This is a genomic window from Blautia sp. HCP3S3_D9 (assembly GCF_052063845.1).
In the GTDB taxonomy this organism is placed as follows: domain Bacteria; phylum Bacillota; class Clostridia; order Lachnospirales; family Lachnospiraceae; genus Blautia_A.
This window is the reverse complement of the sequence record NZ_JBQHWS010000029.1, coordinates 18749-35131: the sequence shown is the minus strand read 5'-3', so window position 1 is coordinate 35131 and position 16383 is coordinate 18749. Positions and strand designations below refer to the sequence as shown.

General features: G+C 41.0%; 12 protein-coding genes. 7 read left to right on the top strand and 5 right to left on the bottom strand.

Annotated features, from left to right (window positions below; translation table 11 throughout):
• Positions 1–149 precede the first annotated feature (149 nt).
• Entirely contained in the window at positions 150–785 is a 636-nt protein-coding gene (locus ACTNES_RS07935; RefSeq protein WP_291808860.1) for a YczE/YyaS/YitT family protein, read from the top strand.
• A gap of 380 nt (positions 786–1165) precedes the next feature.
• Here ACTNES_RS07935 and sdaAA read toward each other — a convergent pair whose 3' ends face one another.
• From sdaAA to ACTNES_RS07920, 3 genes are all read right to left on the bottom strand, one after another.
• Positions 1166–2035, bottom strand: a complete 870-nt coding sequence (sdaAA, locus tag ACTNES_RS07930; RefSeq protein WP_291808858.1) for an L-serine ammonia-lyase, iron-sulfur-dependent, subunit alpha — start codon at positions 2033–2035, stop codon at positions 1166–1168.
• 19 nt (positions 2036–2054) lie between these two features.
• Positions 2055–2723, bottom strand: a complete 669-nt coding sequence (sdaAB, locus tag ACTNES_RS07925) for an L-serine ammonia-lyase, iron-sulfur-dependent subunit beta (protein WP_291808853.1) — start codon at positions 2721–2723, stop codon at positions 2055–2057.
• Positions 2724–2852: 129 nt separating this feature from the next.
• Positions 2853–4091, bottom strand: a complete 1239-nt coding sequence (locus ACTNES_RS07920) for a dicarboxylate/amino acid:cation symporter (RefSeq protein ID WP_300334933.1) — start codon at positions 4089–4091, stop codon at positions 2853–2855.
• A gap of 412 nt (positions 4092–4503) precedes the next feature.
• Between ACTNES_RS07920 and ACTNES_RS07915 the strand changes: the two genes are divergently transcribed.
• From ACTNES_RS07915 to ACTNES_RS07895, 5 genes are all read left to right on the top strand, one after another.
• Positions 4504–5385, top strand: a complete 882-nt coding sequence (locus tag ACTNES_RS07915; protein WP_216460555.1) for a LysR family transcriptional regulator — start codon at positions 4504–4506, stop codon at positions 5383–5385.
• Positions 5386–6084: 699 nt separating this feature from the next.
• The gene (gene mgtE / locus ACTNES_RS07910) at positions 6085–7479 is read left to right on the top strand and encodes a magnesium transporter (RefSeq protein WP_216460554.1); all 1395 of its coding nucleotides are present in this window, start codon (positions 6085–6087) and stop codon (positions 7477–7479) included.
• Positions 7480–7834: 355 nt separating this feature from the next.
• Positions 7835–9520, top strand: coding sequence for an ATP-binding protein (locus ACTNES_RS07905; protein WP_441039073.1), 1686 nt, complete (start codon positions 7835–7837; stop codon positions 9518–9520).
• Between the two features lie 889 nt (positions 9521–10409).
• Positions 10410–11705 carry an ATP-binding protein gene (locus ACTNES_RS07900; RefSeq protein WP_300334936.1) on the top strand — a complete coding sequence of 432 codons (1296 nt, stop codon included), beginning with the start codon at positions 10410–10412 and terminating at the stop codon, positions 11703–11705.
• Positions 11706–11857: 152 nt separating this feature from the next.
• A complete protein-coding gene (locus ACTNES_RS07895; RefSeq protein WP_441039074.1) occupies positions 11858–12541 on the top strand; it encodes an ATP-binding protein in 684 nt (227 codons plus the stop codon).
• Between the two features lie 161 nt (positions 12542–12702).
• On the opposite strand, the gene ACTNES_RS07890 is transcribed toward ACTNES_RS07895, so the two are convergent.
• A complete protein-coding gene (locus ACTNES_RS07890; protein ID WP_300334937.1) occupies positions 12703–14406 on the bottom strand; it encodes a carbon starvation CstA family protein in 1704 nt (567 codons plus the stop codon).
• Positions 14407–14601: 195 nt separating this feature from the next.
• A complete protein-coding gene (locus tag ACTNES_RS07885; protein WP_300334938.1) occupies positions 14602–15096 on the bottom strand; it encodes a hypothetical protein in 495 nt (164 codons plus the stop codon).
• 691 nt (positions 15097–15787) lie between these two features.
• Here ACTNES_RS07885 and ACTNES_RS07880 point away from each other — a divergent pair.
• A complete protein-coding gene (locus ACTNES_RS07880) occupies positions 15788–16363 on the top strand; it encodes a response regulator (RefSeq protein ID WP_300334939.1) in 576 nt (191 codons plus the stop codon).
• Positions 16364–16383 lie beyond the last annotated feature (20 nt).

Genomic DNA, 16383 nt, shown 5'->3' with positions numbered 1-16383 from the left:
AAAAAGGGTTCACATGGGAACAGTGTCTAAGAACAGGGGCATGTCTTGTGTGGGTGTCCGTAAAACGGGTACTACACTAATTCGCGTGTCCACTGTTATGGGTACATTATAATAAGATATAAAGAAGTGATTTTACGGAGGAAAAAGAAATGAGTGAATGGATAAAGAATATAAACTGGAAATATGTGCTCATAATGCTTGTTGGAAATATTGTTCTTGGGCTTGGAATTGCTATTTTTAAGCTTTCCGGACTGGGAAATGATCCATTTAGCGGTATGGTTATGGCACTGGCAGAGGTGACAGGGATTGAATATGCAGTATTTTTGATCATTTTAAATATGTGCATATTTGTAATAGAGATTATTTTTGGAAGAAAACTGATCGGGATTGGTACATTTGTAAATGCTGTACTTCTTGGATATTTTGTTACTTTCTTCTATAATATTCTTGTTTCAACTGTCGGAAATCCAGATCATATGGTACAGAGAATCCTGATCGTATGTGTGGGTGTAGTTGTAACAAGTCTTGGTGTTTCCATGTATCAGCTGACAAGACAGGGTGTGGCTCCTTATGACAGTCTGTCACTGATCATGACAGAGAAATGGCCGAAAATCCCATATTTCTGGCACAGAGTTTCAAATGATGCAATATGTGCACTGATCTGCTGGCTTGCAGGCGGAATTGTAGGACTTGGAACTTTGGTCAGTGCATTTGGACTTGGACCTATCGTTCAGTTTTTTGATACATATTTTACATCTAAATTACTGGAAAAGATTGGAAATTAATAAAGAAAGACTGTCTGGCAGATACATGTTAGGAAATGTAGCCTGCGTAGACAGTCTTTTTGTTACTGAAAAATAACCAATTGCTTATAAATATCAGATTGAATAAAAATAGCCGGATCTGAGGAACAAAATTTTATGAGTGTGCGAGAATGATATCGCCGTCATTGGCTTGGATGCTCAAATGATTCTGTGCAGAAGACCAAATTGAAAAATAAAAAAAGAACTGATACAGATAAAGGCTTTCGTTAGAATCTATACGATTCTCAGAAATAATTTCTGTAACAGTTCTTTCTATTATAATATAATCATGAATGCAAATTTGCAGATAGTCAAAATCCAGCCAAGCGAATTGCGAATATCCGTTTGACTTTATCGGCATATTAGCTGCACATATGACATGCCTCACAGGCAGACGGCGTGGTGGCGCATCCGCCCATAGCAGTTTCACGAAGTTCAGCGGGAAGCTTCTTACCTACGGTAAACATTGTCTGGATCATTTCATCCAGCGGGATTAGTTGCGGGATTCCGGCGAGAGCCATCTCGGCAGCGATGATGGCATTTGCCACACCTGCGGCATTTCTGTTCTGACATGGATATTCTACCAGGCCACCGACCGGATCGCATACCAGACCCAGCATGTTCATAAGAACAGTAGATGCAGCAAAAGTACATTCTTTCGGTGAACCACCCATCAGTTCTACAGCAGCAGAAGCTGCCATAGCAGAGGCAACACCGACCTCGGCCTGACATCCGCCTACAGCACCGGCAACAGTGGCATTTCTCATTGCCAGATAACCGATAGCACTTGCATTAAATAATGCCTGTATAATCTTTTCATCAGAGAAATGATAATGTTCCTGCATTGCCAGCATCAGTCCCGGAACAATTCCGGCAGAACCGGCAGTTGGAGATGCTACGATCAGACCCATGGAAGCGTTGGTTTCCAGTGTGGCCATTGCATAAGTGATCGCTTTCTGAAGCAGATCGCCGCAGAGCCCTTTTTTCTCCTGAGCGTGGAGACTCAGTTTTCTGGCCTCGCCGCCGATCAGACCGCCCATAGATTTTACAGGCTGTTTGATAGGAGAGAATGCGGCATCTTTCATAATTTCCAGTACCCGTGTCATTTTTTCATTTACAATTTCAGCAGATGTTTCGCCAAGCTCGATTTCACGGATACGCATAACCTCTGAGACAGGAAGATTCTTTTCTTCACAGAGTGTTAAGAGTTCATTTGCATTTTTAAAATCCATGATAAAAATCCCCCTTTCTTTACATCTGTACGATCATAACTTCATGAATATTTTGGTTCTCACGGATAGCAGGAACGATGTTTTCAGGAAGTTTGCCGTCAGATTCTACGATCGTATAGGCGATATCGCCCTTGCCTTCACGGAAGAGACGCATAAATGCAATATTAATATTGCGGTCACTCAGGCATTTGGTAATGTAAGCCACAACGCCCGGAGTATCCTGATGGATCACGATCACTGCACTGTATTCGCCTGTAAAGTCTACTTGCACATGGTTGATCTCTACGATACGGACCTTGCCGCCCCCCAGGGATTCACCGCGCACAGTCATTTTCTGGCCTTTTTCATTTTCCATGCAGATATCTACGGTATTCGGGTGAATATCTGTTTCCTGCTCATTGGGAGTGAAAGAGAATTCCAGACCTTTCTCATGAGCAATTTCAAAAGAATTCCGGATGCGCATATCATCTGTAGAGAAACCCATGATACCGCCCAGCAGGGCACGGTCAGTACCATGACCACGGTAAGTCTTGGCAAAGGAGCCGTACAGGATGAAGTCGGCTCTTTTTAATGGGCCTTCGATCATTTTCTGGGCAAGATAGGAAATACGCGCCGCACCTGCGGTATGTGAACTGGAAGGACCGATCATATTCGGACCCATTACATCAAATGCACTGATAAATGACATATTGTTTGTTCTCCTGTTATTTGAATTATTAAATCATGTAAACTTGGAATCAGGCAAGCTTCACATTTGAGTGTGAATGCCTGCCTGATTTACAGGAAACGGCATATCAGCATTCCTGCATAATTTTTATTATTCTGCTTCTGCAACTGTAGAAGCAGCATCGGACTTTAAGATAAATTTCTTATAAATAGTATCAACGATCACGCCGATAGCATTGTCACCGGAAATATTACATGCAGTTCCGAAAGAGTCCTGAGTAATATACAGGGCTACCATGATAGCACAGATCGCACCATCCGGATCACCTGCCTCAGTACCGAATACCATGTAAAGGAACGGCAGAGCAGTCATGATGGAACCACCAGGAGCACCAGGGGAAGCAACCATTGCAATACCAAGAGTCATAATAAACGGGATAACTGTTCCGAGGCTGATCGGAAGCTGGTTCATGAGACAGACAGCAGTTGCGCAGGCTGTAATTGTGATCATGGAACCTGCCATATGGATGTTCGCACAGAGCGGAACAACAAAGTTACGGATCTGTTCGCAGACACCGTCTGCTTCTGCACACTGAAGGTTAACCGGGATTGTTGCAGCAGAGGACTGAGTGCCAAGTGCTGTAGCATATCCAGGAATCTGATTTTTGATCAGAGAGAAAGGATTCTTCTTGCTGACTGCGCCTGCGATGCAGAACTGGATGAAAATGCAGATCAGGTGCATCAGGATAACAACCAGGAATACTTTCCAGAGAATACCAAGGATGGCAAAAGTTTTGCCGGAGATGGTCATATCTGTAAAAGTTCCGCAGATGTACAGTGGCAGCAGTGGGATGATGATTGTGTGAAGGACTTTGTCAATGATCTTGGAGAAATCATTCACACCATTGTATAAGCTGTTTCCGATTTCTTTTCCACGCATGGATGACAGGCATAATCCCAGGATAAATGCCAGCACAACAGCGGAAAGTGTATCCATAACCGGCTGCAGGGAAATGGAGAAAAATGGCTCCAGGGATACATCAGCAGTAGCTGCGATCTGATCCAGAGCACCCGCGCTCATGAAACTTGGAAACAGATTGGAAGCTACCAGGAATGAGGAAGAACCTGCGATCAGAGTGGAACCGTAAGCAAGGATAACAGTGATCAGAAGCAGCTTACCGGCACCCTGTGACAGGTCCGCAATACCCATAGTTACATAAGCAAGGATCATCATAGGAATGACAAACTTCAGGAATGTGCTGAAAAATCCGGATAAAGTTACGACAAAACGGCAGAAGCCTTCCGGAAGAAACTGACCAAACAGGATACCAAGGATGATCGCAATGATCAGCTTCGGGACAAGCCCTAATTTAAAACTTTTTTTCTTCATAGAAATCTTTTCCTCTCAACGTGTTTTTTATACTTTCCTAAAAAGTGTACTGTTCAGAAGTTGAGTCAGAGGAGTAAATGCAGTGAACAGTATGAGTGATCATCTGGTTATATTATGACCCGCGCTGTCAGAAATAAAGCAGATGATAGCCTGATAAATTGTGTTGTAAAATGTGCACAAAATTTTTATTGACGTCTTTGTGACTGCATTATATCATTGACATAGAAACGAATCAAATTCATAGTTTTTATATGATGATTGAAAATAATTCATAACAGCAATCCGGAAATGATTTTTTTTATCAGTTTATAAGCGGCTTGTAAAGAGGATTATGAAAAATGAAACGATTAAAGAACAGGTGAAAAAAGGACAGAAAAGAATGTATTATACATAAGACAGGGAGGGATAAAAGATGGAGATACGTCAGTTACAGACTTTTGTGCAGGCGGCACAACTGGAAAGTTTTTCGAAGACAGCAGAGATGCTGGGATATTCTCAGTCTGCGATCACCGTGCAGATGAGACTTCTGGAAACAGAGCTGAATACCAGGCTCTTTGACCGCATGGGAAAACGTGTAGTTCTGACTCCGCAGGGTAGAGAATTTCTGAAATCTGCGAATAAAATTCTCTATGAAGTAAATAAGGCAAGCAAGTCCATGAATGAGGGCAGAGAACTGACGAATCCACTTCATGTTGGAACGATCGAGTCATTATGTACTGCCAAATTCCCCAGAATTCTGAGCGAATTTCATTCTCTGCATCCACGTGTAAATCTGCAGATTACAGTAGATTCTCCAGAGAAACTGATCCGTATGATGGAACACAATGAACTGGATCTGATCTACATACTTGATACTCCGAGATGGGACGAGAACTGGGTAAAAGTCATGGAACTGGCAGAACCTGTAGTGTTTGTTGCTTCTGCTGCATCCAGATTTGCCGGAAAAGAGAGGCTGGTGCTGGACGATATTTTGCAGGAGCCTTTTTTCCTGACAGAGAAGCATGCCAATTACAGACAGGCATTGGATCAGCAGCTTGCCCTGCGCAGACAGTCCATTTCACCGGTACTTGAGATCAGTGATACTGAGTTTATCATCCGTATGCTGGAACTGAATCAGGGACTCTCATTTCTTCCATACTTTGCAGTAGAACAGGATATTTATAAACACCGGATCATCACACTGGATGTAAAAGATGTTCATATTTCCATGTACAGGCAGATTTTTTATCATAAGAATAAGTTCCGCACCAGAGAGATGGAAGAGTTTATCCGGCTTGCAGACAAGCGAAGCTGACAGCATCGTTAATATTAACAAAAATTAATGTAAAAAATAAGAAAACAGGGTTGCTTTTTCTCTACAGGGCGGTTACAATAACATTGCAAATTGAAAATAATTTTAAAAATGCTGTTTCAAGAATATGGAACAGCATAAAATTTGCTGTCTGAAATCGGATTTTCAAAGAAGAGTCCGATATCAGAAACTATAAATTTTAAAGAAAAGGCAGGTGGAACAGAATGGATAATTGCGATTCTCATGGGCGAAGTAGTAGCACAGGATCTGAATTAAAAAGAGTATATGAGTATAGCAGCCATTCTGTTCTGCTGTAGTCATATATTTTCTGATTTTTCCATATAAGTACTCTTTATCTGTCGGCAAATGACAGTCTCGGATTGTGGAAAAAGCTGGTATCTTTTTGAGTTCTTATCCTGTTTCTATGAAATTCCCCGAATCATGCAATTACATATTTGTACAGTACATAAACAGTAAGTGCGCTTTGGGTAACTTACTATTTGTTGTGCTGAAAAAATGCATAATGAGAGTGGCAGTAAACGTAACGAATGTAACAGACTGCTTTGTTTTCGTGTGCATTTTAATCAGACTGGAAGCAAATCTGGTTATACGCAAATAGCAAGGAGGATGTTTTAATTCGTCAGACTGCAATTTTGTGGCAGCGCTTTTTGTGTTTATATGTAAAAAACGGAGGAAGAAAAGATGGAGAAAAGAGTACAGGATTATTCCAAAGAAATCCTCAAGATCATCCGTAGCAACACCTCTCCGGCAGTAATGGCGGCGAGACTTCAGGATTATCATGAGAACGACCTGGCAGATGTAATGCCGGAACTGACTGTACAGGAACGATACAAAATGTACCGTATTCTGGACACAGACATGCTTTCCGATATCTTTGAATACACAGATGAGGAGAATGCAGTAGAGTATCTGAATGAAATGGATGTAAAAAAAGCAGCAGCCATTTTATCCAGAATGGAAACAGATGCTCTGGCAGATGTATTAAATAAAATTGAGAAAACAAAGAAAAAAATACTGATCGACTTGTTAGAACCGGAGGTTCGCCGCGATGTGGAAATGATCGCATCCTTTGATGAGGACGAGATCGGAAGCCGCATGACTACAAATTTCATTGTGATCACAGACAAGCTGACAGTGAAACAGGCGATGAGCAGTCTGATCGAACAGGCAGCAAAGAACGACAATATTTCTACGATCTTCGTAGTAACAGACCAGCAGAAATTTTACGGAGCTATTGATCTGAAAGAACTGATCATTGCCAGACGGGATGATCTCCTTGAGAATCTGGTAGTGACTTCCTATCCTTATGTATACGCAGAAGAAAATATCGATGACTGTATCGAGGATCTGAAAGACTATTCCGAGGATTCCATTCCGGTTCTTGATAATGACAATCAGCTTCTTGGTGTAATCACATCCGCAAGCATCATTGATCTGGTTGATGATGAGATGGGTGATGACTATGCGAAGCTGGCCGGTCTGACTGCAGAGGAGGATTTGAAAGAGCCGCTGAAAGAGAGTATGAAGAAACGTATGCCGTGGCTTGTGATCCTGCTTGCACTTGGAATGGTTGTATCTTCTGTAGTAGGACTTTTTGAACAGGTAGTAACTTCACTTCCGATCATTATGTGTTTCCAGTCCCTGATCCTGGACATGGCAGGTAACGTAGGTACACAGTCTCTGGCCGTAACTATCCGTGTTCTGATGGATGAATCCCTGACAGGCAAACAGAAGCTGGAACTGGTTTTGAAAGAAATGCGGATTGGTTTATGCAACGGCAGCCTTTTGGGATTTTTCTCTTTTGTGCTGATCGGACTGTATATTTTCCTGTTTAAGGGAAAAACACTGATGTTTGCGTATGCAGTATCAGGATGTATCGGCGTATCCCTGCTTCTGGCAATGCTGATCTCCAGTGCAGTAGGAACCTGTATTCCGCTGTTCTTTAAGAAGATCAATATTGATCCTGCAGTAGCTTCCGGTCCACTGATCACTACCATCAACGACCTTGTGGCAGTAGTGACATATTACGGACTGAGCTGGGTACTTTTACTTGAAGTACTGCATATGGCGGGATAATTACGAAGAATATTAACTGAATATGGAGGATTTTATCCGCCTGCATGGAGTAGAAAAAATTTTCTGTTGATCAGGAATCTGGTATATGTTTTGAGCATATGCTGGGTTCCTTTTTGGTTGGGGAATTTTGGCTTTTTATAAAAAGCTCCAGAAAAATTAATATACTTGTGGTAAAAATACAGCAACTATTTCACAGTGCGAATTTCTGCGAAGATTGTAGACATGATTTGTCAGGAAAATGGAAAAATCAGGTGACAAAAACTTTTTGATAAGGTACAATAAAATATAGACTAAATGGATGACGAGATAAGGATAATTACCGGATGGATGAGGGTTGGAAGGAGAAATTACAGCGTTGATAAAGACATATTATGGAGAAGGTTTATTTGTCAATAAACAGGGTGTGACTTTTACTGAGGATATGGAATCTGAAATCCGCTCAATGCTTGGCGAGAACCATGGAGTAGGTGTCATGGGAGGATTTTATGATGAGGGTCTGCCAGTCTGTATGTTCAGCGAATTAATGGTAGATATGCTTGGATATGATTCAGCGGAAGAAATGAAACAGAAGACCAGGAGCAGACTGCTTCGGATGATCTCACCTTATCAGGGAAAATATTTTTCTGAGAAGGTATTTGCTGAGAAAACAGGTGCCGGAAATATGCACATGTTCAAGAAGAACGGTGATAAATTATGGGTTCGTTTTGTCAAGCGAAATTGTCAGCTTCCTGATGGAAAAGAGATGTGGATCATATCCGTCTGCAATATGGATGAAGTATTCCAGGCAGAGAAAGAAATCATTCATATCAATGAGAAACTGGGACTTGCAAATCTGGAACTGGAGCAGCAGAAGATGGAACTGCAGAGAGCCTATGCCCAGGCAAATCTGGCAAACAGATCCAAGTCAGAATTTCTGGCAAGAATGAGCCATGATATCCGCACGCCGATCAATGGAATCCTGGGGCTTCTGGAAATGTCGGACAGATATGCAGAGGATGTAGAACGTCTGAAAGAGAACCGTGAGAAAGAGAAAACAGCAGTGAAGCAGCTTCTTCTGCTGATCAATGATGTTCTGGATATGAGCAAACTTGAAAGTGGTGAGACACAGTTGACGGAGGAGCCGTTTAATGTGAATGAACTGGTAGAACACTGCATGAAAATTGTTTATGCTCAGGCAGAGGAATACCATATTCAGATAACGAACTGTACTCCGGAGGGACTGGAAGAACCTTATGTGGTGGGAAGCTATACACATGTAAGTCAGATCCTGACAAATATTCTTTCAAACGCAGTGAAATATAACAAGCGTGGCGGAAGCATTATGGTGGATACCAGAGAGATTTTCCGGGACAGTGAGAAGATTTCCATTCGTTTTACTATTGCAGATACAGGTATCGGAATGAGTGAAGAATTCCAGCAGAAAATGTTTGAGCCTTTTACTCAGGAGAATGAAGAGGTAAAAGGAAAGTATACAGGAACCGGTCTGGGGATGTCGATTGTGAAACGTCTGATCGATAAGATGAACGGCAGCATCGAAGTCTACAGCAAGAAAGACAGAGGAACCTCCTTTGCAGTTACGATTCCGTTTACGATTGACAGCAAACAGCAGGAAGAAGTACCCGAAGAGTCTGCTGAGCCTGCAGAAATTCATGGAAAGAAACTGCTTCTGGTAGAGGATAATGAGCTGAATCAGGAGATTGCACATTTCCTGCTGACAGAGGCCGGAGCAACCGTAGATATCGCATGGAACGGAAAAGAGGCCGTCGAAGCAGTCACCAAAGCAGAATCCGAAGGACAGCAGTATGACGCAGTTCTCATGGACATCATGATGCCGGTAATGAATGGCTACGAAGCCACAAAAGCCATCCGCAGTATGGAAAAAGAAAACTCCGACGATTCCCACATGCCGATCATTGCCATGACTGCCAACGCTTTCGTAGAAGACGCTGCCAGATGCCGCGAAGCCGGAATGGATGCTCACGTAGCAAAGCCGCTGGATATCAACCGTATCATAACAGTTATTGACAGGTATACAAGGTAAATGCAATAAAGTTTAACCAAATCAAGTAAGTCCCCTGCTTCAATTGCGAATATCCGCTTGACTAATCTGCTCAACATAAGGGTGGATTAACTATCTTGGATTTTAGATTTACAGATATGCCTGAAAGTAATAGAAGTTAATGTAAAATAGGTATTAGACATAAAAGAATAAATGAATAAATGAATAAAATAGTAGGTGTATAGAAAACACCTGCTATTTTTTCGGGCTATTTTCAGAAAATCATTAGCCGAAATGCAGCAGGTGAGCTGATTATCCATCTGAGTTAAAGAGGAGGACAAGCAATGAAGAAAAAATTAGCAGTGATCATGTGCATGGCGCTGGCTTTATGATAGTCTGGATGAATTTACAGAAGAAGTACTGAGAGCAAATCTATATCAGGCAGCGTCTGGCGTAGATCTGGTAGTATCCGGTCACACCCACGGCGGTCAGCTCTTCCCACTTATGAATATCGAAAACCTCACAGGTCTCGGTGGTGACGACAAAGTCTACGGCTACGAAAAAAGAGACAACACCAACTTCATCGTAACCTCCGGAATCTCCGACTGGGCCATTAAATTCAAGACAGGATGCAGATCAGAATATGTGTTGATCGATATCCAAGGAGAATAAATATGTAATTTAGTGTAAAAAATTAAACAAAATAAACATGATTTAATGTAAAAAATAAAGAAAAATATATTGATTTTTACATGAATAATTATTAAAATATAGTCAAAGATAAAATTACAGGGGCGAAAATTGTTTTCGTCCCTGTAATTTTAACCAAGTAAACTGCGAAGTAGATATTCGGCGTAGTGCGGCTTGGAGAAGCAGATCATTTATCTGTTTGACTAAGCGGAAAACTGTATATCTGAGGGAGGTCAAAGCAATGTACAGAAAAATCATGGACTTCTTGGAAAACTGGAAAGAAAGTAAACACCGAAAACCACTTATCCTGCAAGGGGCAAGACAGGTAGGAAAAACATATTCTGTTTTGGAATTTGGACGAAAATATTACGAGAATGTGGCATATTTTAACTTTGAAATGAATCCCAGACTGAATGAAACTTTTGAAGAAAACATCAGTCCGGATTATCTGATCCCTATTTTGTCACACATAGCAGGACAGACGATCATAAAAGAAAAGACATTGATCATATTTGATGAAATACAGCTTTGCGAACGAGCACTGACATCATTGAAATATTTTTGCGAAGATGCTCCTGATTATCACATTATTGTAGCAGGCAGTCTCCTTGGTGTAGCAGTTAACAGAACAAAATTTTCATTTCCTGTCGGTAAGGTAGATATGAAAACATTATATCCAATGGATTTAGAAGAATTTATGCTGGCAATGGGAGAAGAAACTCTGGTAAAACAGATCAGGAAAAGTTTTGAGACAGATACACCTCTGCCATCTGCGCTTCATGAATCTGCCATGCAGCTTTACAGAAAATATCTTGTTGTGGGTGGCATGCCGGAGTGTGTAATGAAATATACAGAGACCCAGGATTACATTCTCGTGCGCTATACCCAGGATACAATTCTTGCAAGTTATCTCAATGATATGAGCAAATATAACACTCAAAATGAGATTAAGAAAACAAGACTTACTTACGACAATATAACCGTCCAGCTTTCAAAGAAAAACACACGTTTTCAGTATAAACTGATAAAAAAAGGCGGACGCGCATCGGAATTTGAGAATGCTATTGAATGGCTATGCCTGTCTGGAATTGTGTCACAGGTATATCGGGTAGAACAGATTAAAAAGCCTCTTGAAAATTACCGTGATATTGATTCATTCAAGATTTATGTATCAGATATGGGACTTCTTTGCGCAAAAAAAGATCTGTCACCGGTAGACGTTCTCTATATGGTAGATGAGATTAATGATTTCAAGGGCGGTATGGCAGAGAACTATGTGAATGTACAGCTTGCTGTTAATGGATATCATACGTATTACTGGGAAACAGAGCGGGGAGCAGAGATTGATTTTATCATTCAAAGAGATGGAAAATTAATTCCAATAGAAGTAAAATCAGCAGATAACACCCGTGCGAAAAGTCTGCAGATTTATATGGAGGCTTTTAAACCGGAATATGCAATTAGATTGTCTGCAAAGAATTTTGGGTTTGAAGATAATAAGAAGATAGTTCCATTGTATGCGGCGTTTTGTATTTGATTTATTTCATGTAAAAATTAAAGAAGGGGGCTTATTTGAGTTTATTAAATTAGATAAGTTTTCGAAACACTTTTTCAGAGAAATTTTCTCCGGGAAAGTGTTTTTTCATTGGAACTTACTTCGTAATGTTTCTATTGCTATAACATAAAAAAATTTCGGGTAAAACTTTTTCAATTGTAACGAAGAAAATTGTAAAGAGTGCAGATAAAGCAGAAGCGGATTGGGTATATAATTATCCTTATGCAGCTTTAGAAGAGGCTCTTGCCAATGCTGTTTATCATCGAGGTTATGATATCAGAGAGCCAATCGAGGTAAGAGTCGAAAAGGATATGATTGAAATTATAAGTTTTCCGGGACCGGATCGATCAGTGACGCAAGAAGGATTAAAACGATATAAGGTTTCTAATCGTAGGTATAGAAATCGGCGTATTGGGGATTTCCTTAAGGAATTACATTTGACAGAGGGTAGAAATACTGGATTTGGCAAAATTCTGAGAGCTTTTGAAGAGAATGGTTCTCCAAAACCAGAGTTTGAAACGGATGAGGATCATAGCTATTTTATTTCAAGATTATTTGTGCATGAAGCATTTTTGAAAGAGAAAGAATCAAAGAATAATCAGAAGGGAGCCGAAAAGGAGCCGAAAAAAGGAGCCGAAAGGAAGCTGGATATATTGCGGCGATTGGAAGAAAATCCAGAGATAACTCAGGTAAAACTTATGGAGGAATTTGACTTATCGAGAAAGCAGATTCAGAAGATTATAAAGGATTTGCGTGAGGAGGGATTAGTTGAAAGGCAGGACTCCAATAGGAGTGGAAGATGGATTGTAAAGAAATGATAGGTAACATTCTATCTGAATCAAGTCTGATTAGTCGGTTCAAATAAAGCAATTGCTTTGAGATGAATAAAAAACAGTGGCTGCATTTTGACTAAAAAATAAAAAGACCAGTACATCCAGAAGAAAAATAAATTCTGAATATACTGGTCTTTCTGATTATCTTATGCAGCCGCTTTCGCCTGTTTCTGTTTCTTAAATGTCTGCACACCCTCAGCCACAAGGAAGAGTGCCAGAATAGCCATAGCTGCCGCAAAGATCAGCTGGAACCAGTCGCCCCACAGAGCCTGTCCTGCACTGATCATCACGATCTTATTCTTTACAGTGATCAGCAGACTGCAGAGTGTTGCAGCAAGCATAAATACCATCGGCACATAGAACATCTTATTGTTTTTACCAGCCTGTCCGAGCCATGCACATACAGCCATAAGAGCGATACCTGCCAGAAGCTGATTGGCAGCACCGAACAGTCCCCAGATCTGGCTTAATGACAGACCACCAAGGATACATCCGACAACAACAAGGAAAGTAGTACCTACCAACGGATGAGCCAGGAACTTACGAACTCCGTCAGCATCTTTCCATGATTTCTCATCCTCTTTCAGGAAAAGTTCTGAGAACAGAAAACGTCCCAGACGTGTTCCTGTATCCAGAGAAGTCAGTGCAAATACGGATACAGCCAGAGTTAAAAGTGCATAAATTGTATTGTAAGCAGAAGAACCCTCATCAGAGAACATCGTTGCAATACCAGCTGCAAATGCTGCCGGAGGACCACCGAAAGCTCCTCCTGTATACTTATCAAATACCATACCAACAGCAATCAGAGCAACAATACCAAGTGCAGACTCAATTAACATAGAACCGTAAGCAATCGGTTTTGCATTCTTTTCATTATCCAGCTGTTTGGAAGAAGTACCTGTAGCGATCAGACTATGGAATCCTGAACATGCACCGCAGGCAACAGTGATAAACAGCGCCGGGAACAGAGTTCCGATAGAAGTATTCCATCCTGTAAATGCCGGAATATTAAAGGTTGCACGTCCTGTAAATCCGCATACAAAAATACCAAGAAGTGCAAGGATCATCATACCGTAAAGCAGGAAACTGGAAAGGTAATCACGCGGCTGTAGCAGAATCCATACAGGAACCAGAGAAGCAACTGCGATATACACACCTATAAACACGATCCACTCTGTACGAGTCATAACAAAACCAAAGTTCAAACCAACGATAACGATGGCAACGATACCGATAATACCGCCAATTGTTGCCGGAAGTGTACCAGCACCAAGACGATTTGTTATGTATCCGTAGATAACTGCCAGTACAATAAATAATAAAGAAATCATAGCAGTTGTCTGATTTCCGGATGGAGAAGCAGTTACTCCAAATCCGCTCTCACTCATAAAAGTACCTGCAACAACGTTAACGAAAGAAGCAATTACCAGAATGAGAACCAGAAGTGCAAAGATAGTAAAGAGTCTCTGAGCTCTGCGTCCCATAGAATCACGGATGATCTCACCGACAGATTTACCTTTATGACGGATAGATGCAAATAAAGAACCGAAGTCCTGAAGTCCACCGAAGAAGATACCTCCGATGATACACCACAGAAATACCGGAACCCATCCAAATACTGCCGCCTGGATCGGTCCGTTGATCGGGCCGGCACCTGCGATGGATGAGAAATGATGTCCCATAAGGACTGCCGGTTTTGCTGCAACATAATCAACACCATCTTCCATTTCTACAGCCGGTGTTGACTTTTTCGGATCAATGCCCCATTGTTTTGCAAGCCATGAGCCGTAGCCTACATAACCGATCAGGAGCAGAATGATCGCTGCTACAATAATCAATATAGCTGTCATATTATTTTTCTCCTTTTCCCTGTGAAAAATAGTTACTGTTCACTCCGTTCTCAGTAACACGCTTCGCGATGCACAGAATTTATGCTAATCGCATAAATTCGCGCTGTATGTCTCGGGATTTTGGCATATTTATGCCAAAACACCTCGCGGGATAGTGGCATGTGAATAGTAACATAAAATAGACCTATACGAAATTTATCCCATTATTTTGCCAAAGAGTTTCTTCATGGAACGTCCCTGTGCATTGCAGAGCTGATTTCCATTGGAGAGATCAACGACAAGCAGGCGGTAATGACTGAAACCGTGGAGACTCATGCGGTAACTTTTATAATGCTTCAGTTTCGGCACGGCCTTTGCGGCAGCTTCAGCTACGGAAGAAGCGAGAATGATCAGCGAAATATCGGTATTCCGGTGATTAGAGTGCGGATGCACGTGGGAAATACCTCTTTCCCAGGCAACAGCGTCTAACTGTTCCAGAAGTGCACGGTCCAGATTATCTACAGAAGCGAAAAATACATATTCATTAGATTCTGCCTCCCCAATCCGGGCACTCTTTACCAGAAAATAGGCATCATTATGAGAGTGAAAAACAGCCTCTGCCACGAACGGCTCTTCCGGGCAGTCACGGTTCACATCATAATAAGCTGCATAAGAACGCAGTGTCTTTTCAAGTAATTCCTCTCTGGTCATAAAACAATCTCCTCATTCATAGTCTGCTTAAACAGCAAGGCAGATTATAAATATCCGCCTGACTTATTCACCTGTAAATGGCTTGGAATTTTTATAAGTCTGCTGATTTAAAATGATAGCACATTAAAGTGAAAAATACAAGAAATGAGAAAAAGTTATCAAGATAAAAAAGCCTTTATTTTTAATTATTGATGAACACAAGAATTACTTATAGATGAAATCAATAAAAAACAGGGATTTATTTGCACAATGAATTTCAAATTTCGATAATATCTGAGTATAATAAAATTATTGGTGATAGCTCAAATATTTTAACCGAATTAGATAAGTCCGTTGTTTCAATTGCGAATATTCGCTTGACATATTTTAATGTCACAAAAAAGATTTTTAATAAATTCGTCACATATTGACATATTTTCTCAGAACCGCTATAATTCATTTCATACTATATTGATAGGAATAAACAAAAAGGAGAAGCGCAAATGGCAGACGATATCAGACACGAACACCATAACTCAGAGGGACATCAGGAAACAACAATTATGGAGCATCATCATCGGGCAATTATCGGTTTTGATAAAACGGAATCCCGAAAGTATTAGTACCGGCAGATTCTCATACCCACACTCATGTCGACGAGAATGGAAATGTAACAGAGCATACTCACGAGGATAGTGTAACCGCCGACTATATGCAGGCAGTAGCCGCATACAGAAAAACTTTCCCGTCCAAACAGGATGTGATTGATAACACTCCTGACCCTGCAGTAAAAGAAATGATCTTAAGAGCAGAACAGCTCAATACAGAGAAATCTGCTGCCAACGCAACCAGATCGCCACATTTTACATCAACAAAAAATGACGGTTTTTTTGCAACAAAGAATGTCAGAATCCTAATAACCGATGACAACGAGATCAACCGCGAAGTACTCAAAGCAATTCTTGAACCATTTGTATTCACTATAGATGAAGCAGAAAACGGCGAAAAAGCAGTACAGATGGCCTCAACAGTCCCTTATGATTTGATTTTCATGGACAGCCATATGCCGGTAATGAACGGAAAAGAAGCAACAAGGAAAATCCGTGAAACAGAATCCTGTATCAACTGCCATACCCCGATCATAGCCATCACAGCAGATGCAATCACCGGAGTTCGGGAAGAACTTCTGGCCGCCGGAATGGACGATTACATCGTCAAACCAATCGACACAGAACAATTATGCTCAGTGATCAGAAAATATTTGCCAGATGACAAAATCCTGAAATAATCAACACTTTTAACAGCTGC